This window comes from Geodermatophilus nigrescens (assembly GCF_900129495.1).
In the GTDB taxonomy this organism is placed as follows: Bacteria; Actinomycetota; Actinomycetes; order Mycobacteriales; family Geodermatophilaceae; genus Geodermatophilus; species Geodermatophilus nigrescens.
On record NZ_FQVX01000001.1, the window covers coordinates 449,026 to 470,836 of the forward strand.

Consider the following 21,811-nt stretch of genomic DNA (forward strand, 5'->3'; position numbering starts at 1 on the left):
CGTGCTGCTCACCGTCGACGTCGGCAACAGCCAGACCGTGCTGGCCACCTTCGACGGCGCCCGCCGGGTCGGGTGCTGGCGGGTGACGACGCACGCGCGGGCCACCTCCGACGAGATCCGGATGCTGTGGCGCGGGCTGCTGCGCGACACCGAGGTCACCGGCGTCGCCGCCTGCTCCACCGTGCCGGCGCTGCTGCCGGCGCTGCGGCAGCTGCTCGACTCCCTCGACGTGCCGGTGGTGCTCATCGGGCCCGGCGTGCGCACCGGCGTCCCGCTGCACGTGGACAACCCGCGCGAGGTCGGCGCCGACCGGGTGGTCACCGCGCTGGCCGCGCACGAGCTGTTCGGCCGGGCGCCGGACGGCGCCGGCCGGCCGGTCGTGGTGGTCGACTTCGGCACCTCCACCAACGTCGACGCCGTGGGCCCCGACGGGCAGTTCCTCGGCGGCGCGCTCGCCCCCGGCGTCGAGGTCAGCCTGGAGGCGCTCGCGTCGCGGGCCGCCCAGCTGCGCTCGGTCGAGCTGACCGTGCCCCCGCAGGCGATCGGCAAGAACACCGTGGCGGCGCTGCAGTCCGGCGTCGTGCTCGGGTTCGCGGGCCTGGTCGACGGGCTGGTCGGGCGGATCGCCGCCGAGCTGGTGGCGCAGTTCGGCGCCCCGCCGGTCGTCGTCGCCACCGGGGGACTGGCGCCGCTGGTGGCCGACAGCTGCCGGACGATCGCCGAGCGGGAGCCCGACCTGACCGTGCACGGGCTGCGGCTGGCCTTCGAGCGGCAGCAGGCGGCCGGCCGCCGGTAGGAGCACGCCGGGGGTGGCGCGGCCCACCGCCGTAGGCTCGGGCGCCGTGACCGACCTGCCTCCCGGCCCCGTCGACGACGAGCTCCCCGAACAGCTCCGGGTGCGCCGGGCCAAGCTCGACCGGCTGCGCGACACCGGTGCCGACCCCTACCCGGTCACGGTCGCCCGGACGACGTCGCTGGCCGGGGTCCGCGAGCGCTTCCCCGACCTCGAGCCGGACACCATGACCGGCGAGCGGGTGGGCGTCACCGGCCGGGTCATCTTCAGCCGCAACACCGGCAAGCTGTGCTTCGCGACGCTGCGCGAGGGCGACGCCGAGCTGCAGGTCATGCTCTCCCGCGACCGGGTCGGCGCGGAGTCCCTCGACGCGTGGAAGGCCGACGTCGACCTCGGCGACCACGTCTTCGTCGAGGGCGAGGTGGGCACCTCGCGGCGCGGGGAGCTGTCGGTGTTCGCCGACTCCTGGCAGCTCGCCGCCAAGGCGCTGCGCCCGCTGCCGGTGGCGCACAAGCCGATGAGCGAGGAGCTGCGGGTCCGCCGCCGCTACGTCGACCTCATCGTCCGCGACGAGGCCCGCCGCACCGTGCGCCAGCGCGCCGAGGTGATGGCGGCGCTCCGGACCGGGCTCACCGGCCGCGGCTTCCTCGAGGTCGAGACGCCGATGCTGCAGACGGTGCACGGCGGCGCCGCGGCGCGGCCGTTCCGCACGCACATGAACGCCTTCGACCTCGACCTGTACCTGCGGATCGCCCCGGAGCTGTTCCTCAAGCGCTGCATCGTCGGCGGCCTGGAGAAGGTCTTCGAGATCAACCGCAACTTCCGCAACGAGGGCGCCGACAGCTCGCACTCGCCGGAGTTCGCGATGCTCGAGTACTACGAGGCGTGGGCCGACTACACCGACGTCGCCCGCACCACCCGCGAGCTGGTCCAGGAGTGCTGCGCCGCGCTGTTCGGCGACCACACCGCCCGCCACCACGACGGCACCGAGGTCGACCTGTCGGGGGAGTGGCCGCAGGTGCCGCTGTACTCGCTCGTCAGCGACGCCGTCGGCGAGGAGGTCACGCCGGAGACGCCGGTGGAGCACCTGCGGGCGCTCGCCGAGCGGCACGACGTCGGCGTCGACCCGGCCTGGCTGCCCGGCAAGGTGGTCGAGGAGCTGTTCGAGGCGCTGGTGCAGGACTCCCTGCAGGCGCCGACGTTCGTCGTCGACTACCCGGTGGACACCTCGCCGCTCACCCGCGCCCACCGGACGACGCCGGGGCTGGCCGAGAAGTGGGACCTCTACATCGGCGGGATCGAGCGGGGCACCGGCTACTCCGAGCTCGTCGACCCGGTGGTGCAGCGCGAGCGGTTCACGCAGCAGGCGCTGCTCGCCGCCGCCGGCGACCCGGAGGCGATGGTGCTCGACGAGGACTTCCTCGAGGCCCTCGAGTACGGCATGCCGCCCACCGGTGGCGTCGGGATGGGCATCGACCGGCTGATGATGACGCTCACCGGACTCGGCATCCGCGAGACCATCCTGTTCCCTCTCGTGCGCCCCATTTCCTGAAACGCGCCGTTCTCGTTCCGGCAATTGTTCCCCGGAAAGAGCGACCCGCCGCACCGGAATTGGTGCGGGCGCGCCGTTCCGTGGTGGAATGAGCGCGTCGCCCACAATGGGCGGCGCAATTGTCCGGCCACGGGGGCCGAGAAGGAGGAAGGCAACACGAATGGCGCGCAAGGTGCAGGTGATCCTCAGTGACGACCTCGACGAGGACGTCCCCGCCGACGAGACGGTGAGTTTCTCCCTCGACGGCACGAGCTACGAGATCGACCTCTCCGACAAGAACGCCAAGGAGATGCGCGACGCCTTCTCCCGCTACGTGCAGGCGGCCCGCAAGGTCGGCCGCGGCAGCGGCGGCCGCGCCTCCGGCGGTGGCCGTTCCCGCGCCACGGGCGGCGGTGGCCGGATGGACCGCGAGCAGGCCGGCGCCATCCGCGACTGGGCCCGCAAGAACGGCCACGACGTCAGCGACCGCGGCCGCATCCCGGCCAGCGTCGTCGAGGCCTACGAGGCCGCGCACTAGTCGGACCTCTGAGCACGCCGACGCAGTCGGCGGTCGGCCCGCGTGGCGGGGGCGCGCAGCGTCTCCTCCCGCGGGCCGACGGCTTTCGGCTCCGTGCAGGGGAACCCGGCACCTGGCCGCGGTGGAGGCCGGTGGGCCGACAGGGTGCGCCGTGTCGTCCGCTGACGGCGTAACGCTCCCGGAACACCGCTCGTCCACCATCGGTTGGACCGGGCAGCCACCTCCCGACCCCCGGCCGAGTGCCGACGGGACGGCGTGGTCCGTGACTACAGTGGAAAGACCGGTGCCCCAGCGCGCCGACGGACGTCGGGTGCTCCTCCCCATCTCCGGGGAGGACAGTGCCGGACCAGCCGGTCAGAGGAGAAGCAGCAGATGTTCGAACGGTTCACCGACCGAGCCCGTCGGGTGGTCGTCCTGGCCCAGGAAGAGGCCCGGATGCTCAACCACAACTACATCGGCACCGAGCACATCCTCCTGGGCCTGATCCACGAGGGTGAGGGTGTCGCCGCCAAGGCGCTCGAGTCCCTCGGCATCTCGCTCGAGGGGGTCCGCCAGCAGGTCGAGGAGATCATCGGCCAGGGCCAGCAGGCCCCGTCCGGTCACATCCCCTTCACCCCGCGTGCCAAGAAGGTCCTCGAGCTGTCGCTGCGCGAGGCGCTGCAGCTCGGCCACAACTACATCGGCACCGAGCACATCCTGCTCGGCCTGATCCGCGAGGGCGAGGGCGTCGCCGCGCAGGTCCTGGTCAAGCTGGGTGCCGACCTCAACCGCGTCCGCCAGCAGGTCATCCAGCTGCTGTCGGGCTACCAGGGCAAGGAGCCGGCCGCGGCCGGCGGCCCCTCCGAGGGCACCCCGTCCACGTCGCTGGTGCTCGACCAGTTCGGCCGCAACCTGACCCAGGCCGCGCGCGACTCCAAGCTCGACCCGGTCATCGGGCGCGCCAAGGAGATCGAGCGGGTCATGCAGGTCCTCTCGCGGCGGACCAAGAACAACCCCGTCCTCATCGGCGAGCCCGGCGTCGGCAAGACCGCCGTCGTCGAGGGCCTGGCCCAGGCGATCGTCAAGGGCGAGGTCCCCGAGACGCTGAAGGACAAGCAGCTCTACACGCTCGACCTCGGCGCCCTGGTCGCCGGGTCGCGCTACCGCGGTGACTTCGAGGAGCGCCTCAAGAAGGTCCTCAAGGAGATCCGCACCCGCGGCGACATCATCCTGTTCATCGACGAGATCCACACCCTCGTCGGTGCCGGTGCCGCCGAGGGCGCGATCGACGCCGCCAGCATCCTCAAGCCGATGCTGGCCCGCGGTGAGCTGCAGACGATCGGTGCCACCACGCTCGACGAGTACCGCAAGCACCTGGAGAAGGACGCCGCCCTCGAGCGCCGCTTCCAGCCCATCCAGGTCGGCGAGCCGACGCTGCAGCACACGATCGAGATCCTCAAGGGCCTGCGGGACCGCTACGAGGCCCACCACCGGATCAGCATCACCGACGGCGCCCTGGTCGCCGCCGCGACGCTGGCCGACCGCTACATCTCCGACCGCTTCCTGCCCGACAAGGCGATCGACCTGATCGACGAGGCCGGCGCGCGGATGCGGATCAAGCGGATGACCGCGCCCCCGGACCTGCGCGAGTTCGACGACCGGATCGCCGGCATCCGCCGCGAGAAGGAGTCGGCGATCGACGCGCAGGACTTCGAGAAGGCCGCGTCGCTGCGCGACAAGGAGAAGACCCTCCTGTCGGAGAAGTCCGAGCGCGAGAAGGCGTGGAAGGCCGGTGACATGGACGTCGTCGCCGAGGTCGACGACGAGCAGATCGCCGAGGTGCTGGCCAACTGGACCGGCATCCCCGTCTTCAAGCTCACCGAGGAGGAGACGACCCGTCTGCTCCGCATGGAGGACGAGCTCCACAAGCGGATCATCGGCCAGGAAGAGGCCATCAAGAGCGTCTCGCAGGCGATCCGTCGCACGCGGGCCGGCCTCAAGGACCCGCGTCGTCCGGGTGGTTCGTTCATCTTCGCCGGCCCCTCGGGTGTCGGTAAGACCGAGCTCGCCAAGGCGCTCGCGCAGTTCCTCTTCGGCGAGGACGATGCCCTCATCCAGATCGACATGGGCGAGTTCCACGACCGGTTCACCGTGTCGCGGCTCGTCGGTGCCCCTCCCGGCTACGTCGGGTACGACGAGGGTGGCCAGCTGACCGAGAAGGTGCGGCGCAAGCCGTTCTCGGTGGTCCTCTTCGACGAGATCGAGAAGGCGCACGCGGACGTGTTCAACACGCTCCTGCAGGTGCTGGAGGACGGCCGGCTCACCGACGGTCAGGGCCGGATCGTGGACTTCAAGAACACGATCCTGATCCTCACGACCAACCTCGGTACGCGGGACATCTCCAAGGCCGTGGGTCTGGGCTTCCAGGTCGGCAACGACACCCAGTCGAACTACGAGCGGATGAAGCTCAAGGTCAACGAGGAGCTCAAGCAGCACTTCCGGCCGGAGTTCCTCAACCGCATCGACGACATCGTCGTGTTCCACCAGCTCACCGAGGACGAGATCATCGAGATCGTCGACCTCATGGTGGCGCGGGTGGAGGGCCAGCTGGCCAACAAGGACATGTCGCTGGAGATCACGCAGGACGCCAAGAAGCTGCTGGCGGCCCGCGGGTTCGACCCGGTGCTGGGTGCCCGGCCGCTGCGCCGGACCATCCAGCGCGAGATCGAGGACGCGCTCTCGGAGAAGATCCTCTACGGCGAGCTGACCGCCGGTCAGATCATCGTGGTGGACGTCGAGGGCGAGGGCCCGACCGCGAAGTTCACCTTCCGCGGCGAGGCCAAGCCGATCGACGTCCCCGACTCGCCCCCGGTCGCGCTGACCGTCGGCGACGACGAGGACGGCGGCACCACCTCGCTCACCAAGGAGTGAGCAGCTAGCAGCACCGACGAGGGCCGTCCCCCGCACCGCGGGGGGCGGCCCTCGCCGCGTGTGGGGGCGCCCGGAGGGGGCCGCACTCAGGCGGGCAGCGTGAAGCGGCCGTCGGGGGTCTGCTCGACCAGCCCGTCGGCGAGCAGCGAGTCCAGGCAGCGGGCGCGCTGTGCGGCGTCGTCCCAGGCGGCGTCGAGCAGGGGCGCCGCCACGGGGCCCTCGGCGGCCCGCAGGACGTCCAGCAGCCGCCCGCGCACCTGGCGGTCGGTGCCGGCGAACCGCTGCACCCGGCGGGCCGGGCCGTCGTGCGCCGGGCTGCCGGCCAGCCGCCACGCGCAGCGGTCCCGGACCGGGCAGACCGCGCAGCGCGGCGTCCGGGCCACGCACACCAGCGCCCCGAGCTCCATCGCGGCCACGGAGAACCGGCAGGCGCGCTCGCGGCCGGCCGGGGCGAGCCCCGCGACGTCGGCCAGGTCGGAGGCGCGCGCGGTGCCCGCCTCCGCCCGGCCGTGCACCAGGCGGGCCACCACCCGCCGCACGTTGGTGTCCACGACCGGCTGGGGCTGCCCGTGGCCGAAGCAGGCCACCGCGCGGGCGGTGTAGGTGCCGACGCCGGGCAGGGCCTCCAGGGCCGCCACGTCGGCCGGGACGGCGCCGCCGTGCCGCTCCACGAGCGCGACGGCGGTCTCGCGCAGCCGCAGCGCCCGCCGCGGGTAGCCGAGCTTGCCCCAGGCGCGGATGACCTCCGCGGGGGAGGCGGCGGCCAGGTCGGCGGGCGTGGGCCAGCGGGCCATCCAGTCGGCCCACACCGGCTCCACGCGCGCCACCGGCGTCTGCTGGAGCATGACCTCGCTGACCAGCACCGCCCACGGGTCGACGCCCGGCCGCCGCCAGGGCAGGTCGCGGGCGGCGGTGTCGTACCAGTCGACCAGGGCGTCCCCGAGTCCGGCGGTGCTGCTCACGGGGGTCCAGTGTGCCTCGCGCCGCTGACGGACCGCCCGGCGCCGGCGGCGGCGTGCCCTGTGCCGGGCGGTCGCGGCGGCGCACTACCGTCGGCCCCGTGCTGCACCCGGTCGGACCCCTGCCGGCCGCCGTCTACTGGCGGCGGCGGCTGCTGGTGCTGACCCTCCTGCTGGCGGTCCTGGGGGGCGGTGGCTGGCTGCTGGTGTCACTGGTGACCGGCTCGGGCACCTCCGCCGCCGCCGGCGGCTCCCCGACGACCCCGGAGCCCGACGCCGGGCCCCCCGCCCTGGACCGGGTGGTCCCGTCGCTGGCCGGCGTGCAGACCCCCACCCCCGCGCCGAGCACGACGCCCCCCGCGCCGCAGACGCCGGCGCCCCCGGCGCAGGAGGCCGGTGCGGCGTGCGGCGACGGCTCGATCGCCCTGGAGGTGCGCACCCCCGGCGAGGCGCCCTCCGGTGCCGCCGTGTCCCTGGAGCTCGTGGTCACCAACACCGCCGCCGTGCCGTGCACGCGGGCACTGGACGCCCAGCTGCAGGAGATGGTGCTGGTCGACGGCGCCGGCGCCCGGCTGTGGGGGAGCAACGACTGCCAGCCCGCCAGCAGCAGCGACACCCGCACGCTGCAGCCCGGTGAGCAGGTGGTGTTCCCGCTGACCTGGACCGGCCTGACCAGCGAGCCGGCCTGCGCCGCCCCGCGGGTGCCGGTGGCGCCGGGGGACTACGTGGTGCGGGCGCGGCTGGACGCCAAGACCAGCCCGGACGCGCCGCTGCGGATCCGCTAGCTGTAGCGGTCGAGGATCGAGGTCTCGGCCAGCCGGGACAGGCCCTCGCGGATGCCGCGGGCCCGCGCCTCGCCGACGCCCTCGACGGCCAGCAGGTCCTCGATGGTGGCCGCGAGCAGCTTCTGCAGCCCGCCGAAGTGCTCCACCAGCCGGTCGATGATCGCCGCCGGCAGCCGCGGCACGCGCGCCAGCAGTCGGTAGCCGCGGGGACTGACGGGGGAGTCGAGCGCGTCGGCCGAGGTGGGCAGGCCATAGCAGCGGGACACCGCCGAGAGGTCGAGCAGCTCGGTGGCCGACAGCGTCCGCAGGTCGGCGAGGACGTCCTCGATGGTGCGCGGCCGCCGGGCGGCGCCGCCGGGCAGGTAGTCGCGCACGAGCAGCGCGCGGTCCTCCTCGACGCCGGCGAGCATCTCGTCGAGCTGCAGCGCCAGCAGCCGGCCGTCGGTGCCGAGCTCGACGACGAAGCCCTCGATCTCGTCGGCGATCCGGCGGACCATCTCCAGCCGCTGGCTGACGCTCATCGCGTCGCGGACGGTGACCAGGTCCTCGATCTCCAGCGCCGACAGCGTGCTGGCGACCTCGTCGAGGCGCAGCTTGTAGCGCTCCAGCGCCGCGAGGGCCTGGTTGGCGCGGGCGAGGATCGTCGTCGGGTGCTCGAGCGTGTAGCGCCGGCCGGCCACGTAGACGCTGATGATGTGCATGGACTGGCTGACCGAGATCACCGGGAAGCCGGTCTGCACCGCGACCCGCTCGGCGGTGCGGTGCCGGGTGCCCGACTCCTCGGTGGGGACCGTCGGGTCGGGCATGAGGTGCACGCCGGCGCGGACGATGCGCAGCCCGTCGGAGGACAGGATCACCGCGCCGTCCATCTTGGCCAGCTCGCGCAGCCGGGTGGCCGACAGGGCGACGTCGAGGGCGAAGCCGCCGGTGCAGATCGACTCCACGACCCGGTCGTAGCCGAGCACGATCAGCGCGCCGGTGCGGCCGGCCAGGATGCGCTCCAGGCCGTCCCGCAGCGCCGTCCCCGGCGCGATGCGGCCGAGGAGTTCGCGGAGGGCGACCTCGGAGTCCACAGCGGGCGGCACGGGCGCTCCTGACGTCGACGCGGTTCGGCGGCTGAGTCTACGTGGCACGCGTCGCGGCGGGTCGGGAGCGGGGTGCGGGGACGGGACCGGCCCGGTCCGGCTCCCCGGTCACCCGGGGAACAGGTTGTGCAGGGCCGCGCCGAGGTCGGGCACCTCCATGAGCCGCAGACCCTTGGGCGCCGGGCCGGCGTCGGGTGGCACGAGCGCCAGCCGGTAGCCCTGCCGCGCGGCCTCCGCCAGCCGCCGTCCGGTGCCGCCGACCCGCCGGATCTCGCCCGACAGCCCGACCTCGCCCAGGGCGATCAGGCCCTCGGGGAGCGGGGTGTCCCGGGACGCGGACGCGATGGCGAGCGCCAGGGCCAGGTCGGCCGCCGGCTCGGCGATCTTCACCCCGCCGACGGAGGCGGCGAACACGTCGGCGTCGGCCAGCCGGACCCCGCCGCGCCGCTCGACGACGGCGTTGACCATCGCCACGCGCTGCGAGTCCAGCCCGCTGACCGCGCGCCGGGGCGAGCCACCGCCGGTGTTCTGCGCGACGAGGGCCTGCACCTCGGCCAGCAGCGGCCGGCTGCCCTCCATGGTCACCGTGACGCAACTGCCGGGCACCGACGCGGTGCGCCGCGACACGAACAGGTGCGACGGGTCGGGCACCCCGACCACACCGCCGTCGCCGATCTCGAAGCAGCCGATCTCGTCGGCCGGGCCGAACCGGTTCTTGGTGGCCCGGACCAGGCGCAGCGTGGAGTGCCGCTCGCCGTCGAAGGAGACGACGACGTCGACCAGGTGCTCCAGCGCCCGCGGCCCGGCGATCGCGCCGTCCTTGGTGACGTGGCCGACCAGGATCGTGGTCATCCCGCGGGACTTGGCGACGGCGGTGAGCGCGGTGGCCACCGAGCGGACCTGGGTGGCGCCGCCGTCGGTGCCGTCGACCGCGGAGGAGCGGACGGTCTGCACGCTGTCGAGCACCAGCAGCGAGGGGGCCACCTGCTCGACGTGCGCGAGCACCGCCGACAGCTCGGTCTCGGCGGCCAGGTACAGCCGGTCGTGCAGGGCGCCGATCCGCTCCGCGCGCAGCCGCACCTGCGCGGCGGACTCCTCACCGGAGACCACCAGCGTGGGCCCGTTGGACTCCGCCACCCGGTGGGCGACCTCGAGCAGCAGCGTGGACTTGCCGACGCCGGGCTCGCCGGCGACCAGCACCACGGCACCGGGCACCAGGCCGCCGCCGAGCACGCGGTCGAACTCCGCGATGCCGGTGGCCACCGCGCGGGCGCCGTCGAGCTGGACCTGGGCGATCGGCCGGGCGGGCGCGGTGACCGGGCCCGCGGCGACCGCCCGCAGCGCGGGCGCCGCCGGGCCGACCTCCTGGAGGGTGCCCCAGGCCTGGCACTCCGGGCACTTGCCCATCCACTTCGCCGACGAGAAACCGCACTCGGTGCAGCGGTGGGCGGGACGGGCGGACTTCACTCCGGAGGGCACGCCGCCACGCTAGGTGGCGGTACCGACAGTCCCGGGGAGGACGCGGCAGGCGTCACTCGGCCTGCGTGTCCTCCTCGCTCTCCGGGTTCTCGCCCTCGCCGCCGCCCTCGCCCTCGTGGAAGTCGAACGGCTCGCCGCGCTCGACGACCTCGTCCGGCTCGGCCACCAGCGCCTGCACCTGGACCTCGCCGGCCTGCTCGAAGGTCAGCGTCAGGGTCAGGTACTGACCGGTGGTGAGCGGCTCCTCGAGGTCGAGCAGCGTGATGGTCGAGTCGCCGCCGCGGCCGATGTAGAGCGAGGTGTCGGCGGGGATCTCCAGGGCCACCCGGGAGCTGGCGGTCGGCGCCGCGCCCGTGGGCGCGGCCGGGACCGACGGCACGGCACCCGGGGTAGCGCCGGTGGTGCCCGGCGTCGGGGTGGCCGTCGGCTGGTCGCCCGCGGGGGAGGACGGCGACGGCGTCGGCCCGGTGGCGGCCACGCGCAGGCCGGAGAAGCCCTCGCCCTCGATGCCGGTGAGCGTGTCGGCCTCGTTGGAGGCGTTGACGATCGTCATCACCAGCGTGGCGTCGTCGCCCTCCTCGTAGGCGCCGCCCTGGGGGTAGCCGAGCTGGATCTGCCGCAGCAGGATGTCCTCGACCTGCGCCTGGGGGCCGACCTTGTCGCGGTCCTGGGTGCCGGTCTGCGAGACCTGCCCGGCGCTGCAGGCGCCGAGGGCGACCGGGGTGACCACGAGGGCACCCAGAACGGCGGCGCGCTTCGCGCGGTTCACAGCGGTCGACCTCCAGCGGGAGAACACGTGCCGGCCACCGCAGAGTCGATGGCCCGAGTCGCGCCGAGCCTAACGGTCCACCCACCATGTCCGCCGGGAGGTGAGGCGGATGGAGCGCCCAGCGACGGGCGGACCGGGTCCCGAGCAGCGCGACCCCGCACTCGCCGACTTCCCCGAGCGGTCGTCGGCCACGCGGCGCTGGCTGTTCGCCGACCAGCTCGGCCCGCACTTCCTCGACCGCCCCGACCAGCCGGTCCTGCTGATCGAGTCCCAGGCGGTGTTCGCCCGCCGCCGGTTCCACCGGCAGAAGGCGCACCTGGTGCTCTCCGCGCTGCGCCACCGCGCCGCCGAGCTCGGCGACCAGGCCGACCTGCACCAGGTCACCACCTACGCCGAGGCGCTCGACCGCTACGACGAGCCGCTCAGCGTCTGCGCGCCCACCACCTGGAGCAGCCGCGACTACGTGCTGCAGCGGCCCGGCGTCGAGGTGCTCGCCGCGCGCGGCTTCGTCAGCTCCCAGGGCGAGTTCGCCCGCTGGGCCGAGGGCCGGGGACGGCGCCGGCTGCTCATGGAGGACTTCTACCGCGACGCCCGCCGGCGTCTCGGCGTCCTCATGGACGGCGCCGAGCCGCTCGGCGGGCAGTGGAACCGCGACCACGAGAACCGCGAGCCCGCCCCGCGCGACGGCCGCTCGCCGGCGCCCGAGCCGTGGTGGCCGGCCGAGGACGAGATCGACGAGCAGGTCCGCGCCGACCTCGACCGGTGGGAGGCCGACGGCTCGGTGTCCTTCGTCGGCGACGACGGCCCGCGCCGCTTCCCGGTCACCCGGGAGGAGGCGCTGACCCGGCTGGCGGACTTCCTCACCGCGCGGCTGGGCGTCTTCGGCCCGCACGAGGACGCGATGCTCGCCGACGAGCGCTGGATGGCCCACTCGCTGCTGTCCCCGGCCATCAACCTCGGCCTGCTCGACCCGCTGGAGGTCGTGCACGCCGCCGAGGACACCGCCCGGGCCCGCGCGGCCGACGGCGAGCCGCTGCCGCTGAACTCCGTCGAGGGGTTCATCCGGCAGCTCATGGGCTGGCGCGACTACATCTGGCACACCTACTGGCACTTCGGCCGCCACTACCGGCACGCCAACGCGCTGCGGGCGCTCGAGCCGGTGCCCGGCTGGATGGCCGAGCTCGACGACACCGCCGTCGACGCCGCGTGCCTGTCCGGCGTCCTGGGGGACCTGCGCCGCGACGGCTGGGTGCACCACATCCCGCGGCTGATGGTGCTCGGCAACTACGCCCTGCAGCGCGGCATCGACCCGCGCGAGATGACCGACTGGTTCCACCGCACGTTCGTCGACGGCTACGACTGGGTGATGGTGGCCAACGTCGTCGGCATGAGCCAGCACGCCGACGGCGGGATGCTGGCCACCAAGCCGTACGCGGCCGGCGGCGCCTACATCGACCGGATGAGCGACTACTGCGGCCGCTGCCCCTACGACCCGCGGCGGCGCCTGGGCGAGGACGCCTGCCCCTACACGGCGGGCTACTGGGCCTTCCTGGAGCGCAACCGCGAGCGGCTGGCCGGCAACCAGCGGATGCGCCGTCCGCTGCAGGGCCTGGACCGGTTGAAGGACCTGCCGCTCGTCGTCGAGCAGGAGGCCGCGCGGGGCACCGGCGCCCCCTGACCGGGTGACGGACGGTCCAGTTCCGTCCTCCGCCTGCCGATGTCGTCCCCGCACGGGGGACGGCGACGGAGGTGCGGATGGCGGTGGGCCCGGCGTTCGACGACGTCCTCGCGGCCGCGCGCACGGGGGCGGCCTGGGCGTTCGAGGTGCTCTACCGGGACCTGTCCCCGGTGGTCACCGGGTACCTGCGCCTGCACGGCGCGCCCGACCCGGACGACACGGCGAGCGAGACCTTCCTCGCCGTCTTCCGCGGCCTGCCCGGCTTCACCGGCGACGAGGCGGCCCTGCGGTCCTGGGTGTTCACCATCGCCCACCGCCGGCTGGTCGACGAGCACCGGCGGCGCAGCCGCCGCCCGGTGGTCACCGACGACGGCGCGGACGTGCTGGCCGCGCTCCCCGGCGGGGACGTGGAGGACGACGTGCTGGCCCGGCTGGGGACCGAGACCGTGCACCGCCTGTGCGCGGGGCTCCCGGCCGACCAGCGGTCGGTGCTGCTCCTGCGGGTCCTCGCCGACCTGACCGTCGAGCAGGTGGCCGCGGTGATGGACCGCTCGGTGGGCTCGGTGAAGGCGTTGCAGCGGCGCGGCCTGCGCCGGCTGCAGGAGGAACTGGCCCCGGCCCGGGTCACCCCGGCGGGGGAGACGACGGCGCCCCGCGCACCCCTGCGGGCCCGTCCGGCGATGACGGGGGCGAGATGACCACGCCAGCCGACGACCGCGCCGCGGAGGCAGCCCTCGAGGCCTGCCTCACCGGCCGTCCCGTGCCCGAGGGCGCACGGTCCCTGGCCGCGTTCACCGACGCGGTCCGGGCCTGCGCCACCGAGCCGGGCCGGCCGAACGCGGCCCTGGCCGAGCTGCTGGCGACCGGTCTGCTCACCGACCAGTCGGAACCGTCCACGCGGACGACCGGGCGCCCCGCCCGGGCCTCACGGAAGAGACCCCGCATGCTGCTCACCACGCTCACCGCCAAGCTCGCCGCCGCCGGCATCGCCGCCAAGTGCGCGGCCGCGACCGGCGCCGTCGCCCTCGCCCTCACCGCGGGCGCCACCGCCGGCGCGCTGCCCGGCCAGGACGCCGGCCTGTTCGCCACCGCCTCGGACGAGGTCACCACCCCGGAGACGACGGCCGAGCCGACCGCCACGCCCACCGGCGACCCCTCCGCCGAGCCGAGCGCGCCCACCGGCGACCCCTCCGAGGAGCCGTCCGCCACGCCCACCACCGAGCCGCCGGCGACCCCGGAGGTCACCGAGCCGCCGGCCACCGGGACCCCCGAGGTCACCGAGCCGGTCACCGAGCCCGAGGTCAGCGAGACCGAGTGGCTGGCCGGCCCGCGCGAGGGCCAGACCTTCGGCGCCTGGGTCAGCGAGGGCTCGCACCTGGGCTACGCGACCGGCAGCCGCGTGAGCGACATGGCCCACCAGCGCAACGCCGCCCGCCAGGCCGCCCGCGAGGCCGCCCGCGCCACCACGCCCGCCCCGGCGCCCGCGCCCGCCCCGGCCCCCGCGCCGGTGGAGGACGCCCCGACGGTGACCACCCAGGAGGCCGCCCCGGCCCCCGCGGCCCCGGCCGGGACCGGCAACGGCAACGGCGGCGGCAACGGCAACGGCGGTGGCAACGGCCAGGGGAACGGCCGGAAGTGACCGCCGGCGGGGCCGCGCTCAGGTGAGCGCGGCCCCGCCGAGCACCAGCAGCACCACGTCGAGGACGGTCAGCAGCAGCACCGCCGGGAACGCCAGCCGGCGGAAGCGCGGCGTGCCGGCCAGCGCCGCCACGACGACGGCGGGCAGCGCCAGCACCAGCCCCGCCCAGCCCCACCACTCCGGCGGGCCGGCCGGCCCGAGGACCAGCACCAGCGACGCCCCGCCCAGCAGCAGCGCGCCCACCACCGCCGAGCGCCGCGCGCCGAGCCGGTGCGGCAGCCCGCGGACCCCCGTGGCGAGGTCGTCGGCGATGTCGGGGGCCACGTTCGCCAGGTGCGCGGCTGCCCCCAGCGCCGCGCCGGCCGCCGGCAGCCACCACGGCGCGACCGGGGAGCCCGGCGCCGCGGCCACGACGCCCGCCGGCAGCGCGCCGAAACCGGTCACGTAGGGCACCCCGGACAGCACCGTCCGCTTCAGACCCGCGTTGTAGGCCCATCCGCTGGCGACGAGCACGAGCAGCAGCGCGCCGGGCACGGGGCCGAGCAGCAGCGACAGGACGACGGCCGCCGCGGCGGCCGCGAGGGCCGCCCCGCGCAGCACGGCGGGGTCGACGGCACCCTGCACGACCGGCTTGTCGGCCCGTGCGACGGCGCGGTCGCGGTCGGCGTCGAGCCAGTCGTTGCTCCAGCCGATGGACGCCTGACCTGCGAGGACGGCCAGCCCCACGAGGACCACGCGCCCCGCGGGCAGCGCCGCGGCGACCGCGAGCAGCGTCGCGACGACGGTGACGGCGGCCGCCGGAGGGGCGTGCGTGGCGAGGACGAGGGCACGCACGGGAGCGGCCCGGACCGGCCTCGCACGCACACCGACCACGCCCTGTCAACCCCTTCCCGGGAGTTCATTAGGCCTCTGACCTGCGCTTATCCGCCGTCGGGCCATTCCGGGCGTCAGTGTGCCGTGCTAACCTGTAACCAGCGAAAGGGGTCACACACACATGGGCTTCACTGTCGGCGAGACCGTCGTCTACCCGCACCACGGTGCCGCGCTCATCGAGGCGATCGAGACGCGGGTGATCAAGGGTGAAGAGAAGGCCTACCTCGTGCTGAAGGTCGCCCAGGGCGACCTGACCGTGCGCGTGCCGGCCGACAACGCAGAGATCGTCGGCGTCCGCGACGTCGTCGGTCAGGACGGGCTCAACCGCGTGTTCGAGGTCCTGCGGGCCCCGCACACCGAGGAGCCGACCAACTGGTCCCGCCGCTACAAGGCCAACCTCGAGAAGCTGGCCTCCGGTGACGTGAACAAGGTGGCCGAGGTCGTCCGCGACCTGTGGCGCCGCGACAAGGACCGTGGCCTCTCCGCCGGGGAGAAGCGCATGCTCTCCAAGGCCCGCCAGATCCTGGTGAGCGAGCTCGCCCTCGCCGAGGGCACCAACGAGGACAAGGCCGAGGTCCTCCTCGACGAGGTCCTCGCCAGCTGAGCTCCGCCGCACCTCTGCTCCACCAGACCACTCCCGTGTCCGCGGTCGGCATCGTCGCCGCGGCCGGGAGTGGTCTGCGTCTGGGGGCCGACCGGCCCAAGGCGCTCGTGCCGCTCGGCGGCCGGCCGCTGGTCGCCTGGGCGGTGGCCACGCTCCTCGACGGCGGCGTCGACGAGGTGGTCGTCGCCGTCCCCGCCGCCGACCGCGACGCGTTCGCGGCGGTGCTGCCGGACGGGGTCCGCCTCGTCGAGGGCGGCGCCACCCGCACCGCCTCGGTCCGCGCCGCGCTGGCCGCCGTCCCGAGGGAGGGGGCGGCGGTCCTCGTGCACGACGCGGCCCGCCCGCTCACCCCGCCCGCCGTCGTCGCCCGGGTCCTCGACGCGCTGCGCGCCGGCGCCCCCGCGGTGGTCCCGGTGCTGCCGGTCGTCGACACCACCGTCGCCGTCGACGCCGGGGGCACGGTCACCGCCGCCCCCGACCGCGCGACACTGCGCCGCGTGCAGACCCCGCAGGGCTTCTCGCGCCGCGTCCTCGTCGAGGCCTACGACGCGCTGCCCGACGGCGTCGAGCTCACCGACGACGCGGCCGTCGTCCGAGCCGCCGGCGTCCCCGTGGGCACCGTGGCCGGCGACGAGCGGGCCGCCAAGGTCACCGTGGCCCACGACCTCGCGCTCGCCGAGCTGCAGGTCGCCGGCATCCCGGGGCCGTCGTGACCGAGCTGCCCCGCGTCGGCCTCGGCGTCGACGTGCACCCCGTCGAGCCCGGCCGGCCCTGCTGGCTGGCCGGCCTCGAGTGGCCCGGCGCCGACGGCTGCGCCGGGCACTCCGACGGCGACGTCGCCGCGCACGCCCTCACCGACGCGGTGCTGTCCGCGGCCGGCCTCGGCGACATCGGCGGCCTGCTCGGCACCGACGACCCGCGCTGGGCCGGGGCCCGCGGCGCCGCCGTCCTCGAGCACGTGCGGGAGACCCTGGCGGCGGCGGGCTGGCGGGTCGGCAACGCCGCCGTCCAGCTGGTCGCGCCGACGCCGAAGCTCGGCCCGCGCCGCGCGGAGGCCGAGGCGGTGCTGTCGGCGGCCCTGGGTGCCCCGGTCAGCGTCACGGCCACCACCACCGACGGGCTCGGGCTGGTCGGGCGCGGGGAGGGGCGGGCCGCCCTCGCGACGGCGCTGGTCGTCCGGATCGGGTCCGTAGACTCCGCGCAGTGAGCCTCCGCCTGTACGACACGGCCGCCCGCGCGGTCCGCGACTTCACGCCCCTGCGTGCCGGCCAGGCCTCCATGTACGTCTGCGGGCTCACCGTCCAGGGCCCGCCCCACGTCGGGCACGTGCGCGCCGCCCTCGTCTTCGACGTCCTGCGCAGCTGGCTCGAGCACGGCTCCGGCCTCGACGTCACGCTGGTCCGCAACGTCACCGACATCGACGACAAGATCCTCACCAAGGCCGCCGAGCACGGCGTCGAGTGGTGGGCCTGGGCCTACGAGAACGAGCTCGCGTGCACCCGCGCCTACGACGTCCTCGGGGTGCGGCCGCCCACCTACGAACCCCGCGCCACCGGCCACGTGCCGGACATGGTCGGGCTCATCGAGCGGCTGATCGAGCGCGGGCACGCCTACGCCGTCGACGGCGACGTCTACTTCGACGTCCGCTCGCTCCCGGAGTACGGCGCGCTCACCCGGCAGCGGCTCGCCGACCTCGAGCCCGCCGGCGACACCGACACCGACGACCGCAAGCGCGACCCGCGCGACTTCGCGCTGTGGAAGGCGCACAAGCCCGGCGAGCCGGAGACCGCGGCGTGGCCGACGCCCTGGGGCCGCGGCCGCCCCGGCTGGCACCTGGAGTGCTCGGCCATGGCCGGGCGCTACCTGGGCCCGGACTTCGACGTCCACGGCGGCGGGCTCGACCTGCGCTTCCCGCACCACGAGAACGAGCAGGCCCAGTCCCGCGCGGCCGGCGACGGCTTCGCCCGCTACTGGATGCACAACGGCTGGGTCACCCTCGGCGGCGAGAAGATGAGCAAGTCGCTCGGCAACACCGCGCTCGTCGACGAGGTCGTGCAGCGCGTGCGCCCGGTCGAGCTGCGCTACTACCTGGTCGCCCCGCACTACCGGTCGACGATCGAGTTCACCGACGCCGCGCTGGCCGAGGCGGGCGCCGCCTACCGCCGCATCGAGTCGTTCGTGCAGCGCGCCGCCGAGCAGGTCGGCGGCGACGTCGGGACCTCGCTGCCCGAGGCGTTCCGCGCCGCGATGGACGACGACCTGAGCACGCCGGCCGCCGTCGCCGTCGTGCACGACACCGTCCGGCAGGGCAACACCGCCCTCGCCGACGGCGACGACGACGCGACGCGCGCCGCCCTCGGCGCGGTCCGGGGGATGCTGGGCGTGCTGGGGCTCGACCCGCTCGACCCCCGCTGGGCCGCGTCCGGCGGCGACGACCGGCTGGCCGGCGTCACCGACGGGCTGGTCCGGCTGGCGCTCGAGCAGCGGCAGGCCGCGCGCGCCCGCAAGGACTACGCGGCGGCCGACGCGCTGCGCGACCAGCTCACCGCCCTCGGCCTGCAGGTCGAGGACACCCCGCAGGGACCCCGATGGGAGCTGACCCGCTGATGGCCGGCAACAGCCAGCGCCGCGGCCGCACGAGCGGTGCCGGCAAGAAGACCGCCACCGCCGGCACCGGTGGCAAGAACCGCCGGTCGCTCGCCGGCCGCGGGGCGACCCCGCCGGCCGAGCAGCGCACCGGTCACCCGGCGCAGCGCCGGGCGCAGGCCGACGCCCGCCGCCGCGCCGAGCGCGACCGCAGCCGCCAGCGCGCCGAGGAGGCGCCGGAGCTGCTGCTCGGGCGCAACCCGGTCGTGGAGGCGCTGCGGGCGGAGATCCCGGCGACCGCGCTCTACGTCGTCACGGGGGAGTCGACCCGCACCGACGAGCGGATCACCGAGGCGGTGCAGCTGGCCGGCGACCGCGGCCTGCCGCTGCTCGAGGTGGGCAAGGCCGAGTTCGACCGGATGTCCAACGGCGCGCTGCACCAGGGCATCGGGCTGCAGGTGCCGCCGTACTCCTACGCGCACCCCGACGACCTGCTCGACCTCGCCCGCGACTCCGGCCGCCCGCCGCTCGTCGTCGCCATGGACGGCATCACCGACCCGCGCAACCTCGGCGCGGTCGTGCGCTCGGCGGCCGCGTTCGCCGCGCACGGCGTCGTCGTGCCGCAGCGCCGCTCGGTGGGCATGACCGCCTCCGCCTGGCGCACCAGCGCCGGCGCGGCCGCCCGGCTGCCGGTGGCGCGCGCGGTCAACCTCGCCCGCGCGCTGGCCTCCTACCAGGACGCCGGCCTGCAGACCGTGGGTCTCGCCGGCGACGGTGACATGGACCTGCACGACTACGACGGCCTGGCCGACCCGGTCGCGCTCGTGGTGGGCGCCGAGGGCACCGGGCTGTCGCGGCTGGTCCGCGAGCGCTGCGACGTCGTCCTGCGCATCCCCATCGCCCGCGACACCGAGTCGCTCAACGTGAGCGTCGCGGCCGGCATCGCGTTGTACGCGGCGGCGCAGGCCCGGAGGTAGGTCTCAGCCCAGCAGCTGGGCGACGGTGTAGATCACCAGTCCGGCGAGGCCGCCGACGACGGTGCCGTTGATCCGGATGAACTGCAGGTCGCGGCCCACCTGCAGCTCGATGCGCCGGCTGGTCTCCTCGGTGTCCCAGCGGGCGACGGTCGTGCCGACGACGTCGGCGACGTCGCCGGCGAAGCGCTCGACGAGGTAGCCGGCCACCCGCACCGACTGCCGCTGCACCAGCTCGCGCACCCGCGGGTCGGTGCGCAGCAGCCGGGCGCCGTCGCGGACGAGGCCGGTGACGCGGGCCCGCAGCTCGGAGTCCGGGTCGGCGGCGGCGGCGAGGAACGACGTCTTGGCGTTGGTCCACAGCGACGACGACCAGGTGCGCACCGCCGGGTGCTCGAGCAGCTGCTTCTTGAACGCCTCGACGGAGGCCGCGGTGTCGGGGTCGGTGCGCAGCGCGTGCACGTAGGCGCGCAGCCGGGCGTCGTAGACCCGGCGCAGCTCGTGGTCGCGGGCGTCGCCGACCTCGTGCAGGAAGCCCTGCAGCGCGGCGAACACCCGGTCGAACACCCGGTCGTCGACCCAGTCGGGCACCCACGCCGGGGAGGCGTCGCCCAGCTGGGCGCGGAAGACGACGCGGTTCTCCTCGAGGAAGCGGCCGAGGAAGCGCAGCGCCGCCGACAGGACCTCCTGGTGCCGGTCGCCCTCGACGACCAGCTCCAGCACCCGGGCCAGCACCGGCGCGGCCGGCGTCTCGTGCAGCCGGCGGTCGACCAGCCCGGCCACGGCCTCCTGCACGTCGTCGTCGCGGAGCAGGTCGGTGAGCCCGGTGAGGGCGGCCGCTGCGTCGCCCGAGAGCCGCTCGGCCCGGCCGGGGGCGGCCAGGAACTCGCCGAGCCGGCCGGGGACGTCGACGGTGGCCAGCTTGTCCTCGACCACCGCGCGGGTCAGGAAGTTCTCCTGCACGAAGGTGCCCAGGCTCGCGCCGATCTGGTCCTTCTTGCGCGGGATGATCGCCGTGTGCGGGATGGGGATCCGCAGCGGGTGCCGGAACAGCGCGGTGACGGCGAACCAGTCGGCCAGCGCGCCCACCATCGAGGCCTCGGCGGTCGCGCGGACGTACCCGACCCAGGCGCCGGCGTCCTCGCCGATCAGCACGCAGGCGAGGAACACCGCGGCGGCGAACAGGAACAGGCCGGTCGCCAGCCGCTTCATCCGGCGCAGGCCCTCGGCGCGGGCGGGGTCGTCCAGCGAGGAGGTCAGGGGCACGGACGACGACACCCTCCCGAGCCTATGCGGCGCGGGAGGGTGCCCGTGGGCGGCCGGGAGGTCAGCCGGCACTGCTGCCGAGGGTCACCTCGACGGTCGTGGTCTCCCCGCCGCGGCGGACGGTGAGGGTCACGTCGTCGCCGGGGGCGGCGCTGCGCACCGCGGCGGTGAGCTCGGTGGAGCTGGTCACCGGCCGGTCGCCGACGGCGGTGACGACGTCGCCGGCCTGCAGCCCCGCGTCGGCCGCCGCGCCGCCGGGCTGCACCTGCACCACCTGCGCGCCGGTGCCGACCTCGCTGCCGGCGCTGCCGTCGGTGGCGGTCTGCGCGCTGACGCCCAGGACGGCGTGGGTGGCGCTGCCGGTCGCGATGATCTCGTCGGCGATCCGCTTCGCCGTGTTGCCCGGGATCGCGAAGCCGACGCCGATGTTGCCGCTCTGCGACGACGAGCCCGGCGCGCCCGACGCGACCGAGGCGATGGCGGTGTTGATGCCGATGACCTCGCCGGCGGCGTCGACCAGCGCGCCGCCGGAGTTGCCCGGGTTGATCGCCGCGTCGGTCTGCAGCGCGTCGATGACGGTGGCGTCGTCCTGGGTGGAGCCGGTGGCCACGGCCCGGTTCGTCGCGCTGACGATGCCGTCGGTGACGGTGTCGGACAGGCCCAGTGGGGCGCCGATCGCCACGGCGAGGTCGCCGACCTGCACGTCGTCGGAATCGGCGAAGGTGGCCGGGGTCAGGCCGCTCGCGTCCTGCAGCCGGATCACCGCGAGGTCGGAGGTGGGGTCGGTGCCGACGACGGTGGCGTCGTAGAGCGTGCCGTCGGAGGTGCGCACCTGGACGGTGGCGGAGTCGGTGGAGCTGTCGAGCGTCACCACGTGGTTGTTGGTCAGCACGTAGCCGTCGTCGGTGAGCACGACGCCGGAGCCGCTGCCTGAGCCCGAGCCGCTGGTCACGTAGACGGTGACGACGCTCGGCGAGGCCTTCGCGGCCGCGGCGGTGACGGCGGTGGCGCTCTCGGGGTCCTGGATGACCACCGACTGGGCGGCGACGGGGCTCGTGCCCGCGGTCGCGCCGCCGGCGGTCAGCGCCACGACGCCGGCCCCGGCGCCGCCGCCGATGAGCGCGCCGGCGAGCAGGCCGGCGACGCCGATCCGCACCCGACCGGCCCGGCGGGCCGGCGCGGCGGGCACCAGCGGCGGGGGCAGGGTGGCGGTGGCGGTCATCCCGTGCGGGTACCAGGTCCCGCCGGACGGCGGCGGCGTCCACCCCGGTGTCGCGCCCGCGGGCTGCTGCGACGGGTCGGGATGGGGCTGCTGTCCGGTCATCGTCCTCGGTCCTCCTCC

Annotated in this window: 20 protein-coding genes; 13 read left to right on the forward strand and 7 right to left on the reverse strand. The window is 75.3% G+C overall.

Translation table 11 applies throughout. The annotated features are described in order from the left end of the window. Position 1 precedes the first annotated feature (1 nt). The 4 genes from BUE37_RS02175 to BUE37_RS02190 all read left to right on the forward strand — a co-directional run bounded on the left by BUE37_RS02175 (position 2) and on the right by BUE37_RS02190 (position 5,772). Positions 2–796, forward strand: a complete 795-nt coding sequence (locus tag BUE37_RS02175) for a type III pantothenate kinase (RefSeq protein WP_073418363.1) — start codon at positions 2–4, stop codon at positions 794–796. Between the two features lie 46 nt (positions 797–842). After that, on the forward strand, positions 843–2,345 hold the full coding sequence (lysS, locus tag BUE37_RS02180) for a lysine--tRNA ligase (protein WP_073418365.1): 1,503 nt from the start codon (positions 843–845) through the stop codon (positions 2,343–2,345). Positions 2,346–2,505: 160 nt separating this feature from the next. Then, a complete protein-coding gene (locus BUE37_RS02185) occupies positions 2,506–2,862 on the forward strand; it encodes a histone-like nucleoid-structuring protein Lsr2 (protein WP_073418367.1) in 357 nt (118 codons plus the stop codon). A 372-nt stretch (positions 2,863–3,234) separates the two neighbouring features. Continuing rightward, on the forward strand, positions 3,235–5,772 hold the full coding sequence (locus tag BUE37_RS02190) for an ATP-dependent Clp protease ATP-binding subunit (RefSeq protein ID WP_073418369.1): 2,538 nt from the start codon (positions 3,235–3,237) through the stop codon (positions 5,770–5,772). Positions 5,773–5,858: 86 nt separating this feature from the next. Here the strand turns inward: BUE37_RS02190 and BUE37_RS02195 are convergent, their stop codons facing one another. After that, the gene (locus tag BUE37_RS02195; RefSeq protein WP_073418371.1) at positions 5,859–6,734 is read right to left on the reverse strand and encodes an HhH-GPD family protein; all 876 of its coding nucleotides are present in this window, start codon (positions 6,732–6,734) and stop codon (positions 5,859–5,861) included. Positions 6,735–6,832: 98 nt separating this feature from the next. Between BUE37_RS02195 and BUE37_RS02200 the strand changes: the two genes are divergently transcribed. Beyond that, complete coding sequence (locus tag BUE37_RS02200) at positions 6,833–7,516, forward strand: MucR family transcriptional regulator (RefSeq protein ID WP_073418373.1); 684 nt, start codon at positions 6,833–6,835, stop codon at positions 7,514–7,516. Here BUE37_RS02200 and disA read toward each other — a convergent pair. From disA to BUE37_RS02215, 3 genes are all read right to left on the reverse strand, one after another. Then, positions 7,513–8,601 carry a DNA integrity scanning diadenylate cyclase DisA gene (disA, locus tag BUE37_RS02205; RefSeq protein WP_139252791.1) on the reverse strand — a complete coding sequence of 363 codons (1,089 nt, stop codon included), beginning with the start codon at positions 8,599–8,601 and terminating at the stop codon, positions 7,513–7,515. The genes BUE37_RS02200 and disA overlap by 4 nt on opposite strands. 108 nt (positions 8,602–8,709) lie before the next feature. Next, entirely contained in the window at positions 8,710–10,080 is a 1,371-nt protein-coding gene (gene radA, locus BUE37_RS02210) for a DNA repair protein RadA (RefSeq protein ID WP_073418376.1), read from the reverse strand. Positions 10,081–10,132: 52 nt separating this feature from the next. Continuing rightward, complete coding sequence (locus BUE37_RS02215; protein WP_073418378.1) at positions 10,133–10,849, reverse strand: copper chaperone PCu(A)C domain-containing protein; 717 nt, start codon at positions 10,847–10,849, stop codon at positions 10,133–10,135. 109 nt (positions 10,850–10,958) lie between these two features. Between BUE37_RS02215 and BUE37_RS02220 the strand changes: the two genes are divergently transcribed. The 3 genes from BUE37_RS02220 to BUE37_RS02230 all read left to right on the forward strand — a co-directional run bounded on the left by BUE37_RS02220 (position 10,959) and on the right by BUE37_RS02230 (position 14,166). Beyond that, the gene (locus tag BUE37_RS02220; protein ID WP_083628193.1) at positions 10,959–12,527 is read left to right on the forward strand and encodes a cryptochrome/photolyase family protein; all 1,569 of its coding nucleotides are present in this window, start codon (positions 10,959–10,961) and stop codon (positions 12,525–12,527) included. Between the two features lie 77 nt (positions 12,528–12,604). Beyond that, positions 12,605–13,225 (forward strand): RNA polymerase sigma factor, encoded by a 621-nt coding sequence (locus BUE37_RS02225; RefSeq protein ID WP_139252792.1) that lies wholly within the window; start codon positions 12,605–12,607, stop codon positions 13,223–13,225. Further along, positions 13,222–14,166: a hypothetical protein gene (locus BUE37_RS02230; protein WP_073418382.1), complete on the forward strand. Its 945-nt coding sequence runs from the start codon at positions 13,222–13,224 to the stop codon at positions 14,164–14,166. Before BUE37_RS02225 ends, BUE37_RS02230 begins: the two co-directional genes overlap by 4 nt. 18 nt (positions 14,167–14,184) lie before the next feature. Here the strand turns inward: BUE37_RS02230 and BUE37_RS02235 are convergent, their stop codons facing one another. Next, on the reverse strand, positions 14,185–15,000 hold the full coding sequence (locus tag BUE37_RS02235) for a UbiA family prenyltransferase (protein ID WP_175562774.1): 816 nt from the start codon (positions 14,998–15,000) through the stop codon (positions 14,185–14,187). 160 nt (positions 15,001–15,160) lie between these two features. Here BUE37_RS02235 and BUE37_RS02240 point away from each other — a divergent pair, with 160 nt between their 5' ends. From BUE37_RS02240 to rlmB, 5 genes are read left to right on the forward strand one after another with little or no spacing between them, the layout of a single operon-like run. Further along, complete coding sequence (locus BUE37_RS02240; RefSeq protein ID WP_073418385.1) at positions 15,161–15,643, forward strand: CarD family transcriptional regulator; 483 nt, start codon at positions 15,161–15,163, stop codon at positions 15,641–15,643. Positions 15,644–15,678: 35 nt separating this feature from the next. Next, a complete protein-coding gene (gene ispD, locus BUE37_RS02245) occupies positions 15,679–16,356 on the forward strand; it encodes a 2-C-methyl-D-erythritol 4-phosphate cytidylyltransferase (protein ID WP_083628195.1) in 678 nt (225 codons plus the stop codon). Next, entirely contained in the window at positions 16,353–16,850 is a 498-nt protein-coding gene (ispF, locus tag BUE37_RS02250) for a 2-C-methyl-D-erythritol 2,4-cyclodiphosphate synthase (RefSeq protein WP_073418387.1), read from the forward strand. The genes ispD and ispF overlap by 4 nt, the downstream gene beginning before the upstream one ends. Next, positions 16,847–18,250 (forward strand): cysteine--tRNA ligase, encoded by a 1,404-nt coding sequence (cysS, locus tag BUE37_RS02255; protein WP_073418389.1) that lies wholly within the window; start codon positions 16,847–16,849, stop codon positions 18,248–18,250. The genes ispF and cysS overlap by 4 nt, the downstream gene beginning before the upstream one ends. Further along, positions 18,232–19,206 carry a 23S rRNA (guanosine(2251)-2'-O)-methyltransferase RlmB gene (gene rlmB / locus BUE37_RS02260; protein ID WP_245794248.1) on the forward strand — a complete coding sequence of 325 codons (975 nt, stop codon included), beginning with the start codon at positions 18,232–18,234 and terminating at the stop codon, positions 19,204–19,206. Before cysS ends, rlmB begins: the two co-directional genes overlap by 19 nt. Before the next feature lie 3 nt (positions 19,207–19,209). Here rlmB and BUE37_RS02265 read toward each other — a convergent pair whose 3' ends face one another. Further along, positions 19,210–20,469: a DUF445 domain-containing protein gene (locus BUE37_RS02265; RefSeq protein ID WP_245794249.1), complete on the reverse strand. Its 1,260-nt coding sequence runs from the start codon at positions 20,467–20,469 to the stop codon at positions 19,210–19,212. A 61-nt stretch (positions 20,470–20,530) separates the two neighbouring features. Then, positions 20,531–21,793 (reverse strand): S1C family serine protease, encoded by a 1,263-nt coding sequence (locus BUE37_RS02270; protein ID WP_073418395.1) that lies wholly within the window; start codon positions 21,791–21,793, stop codon positions 20,531–20,533. Positions 21,794–21,811 lie beyond the last annotated feature (18 nt).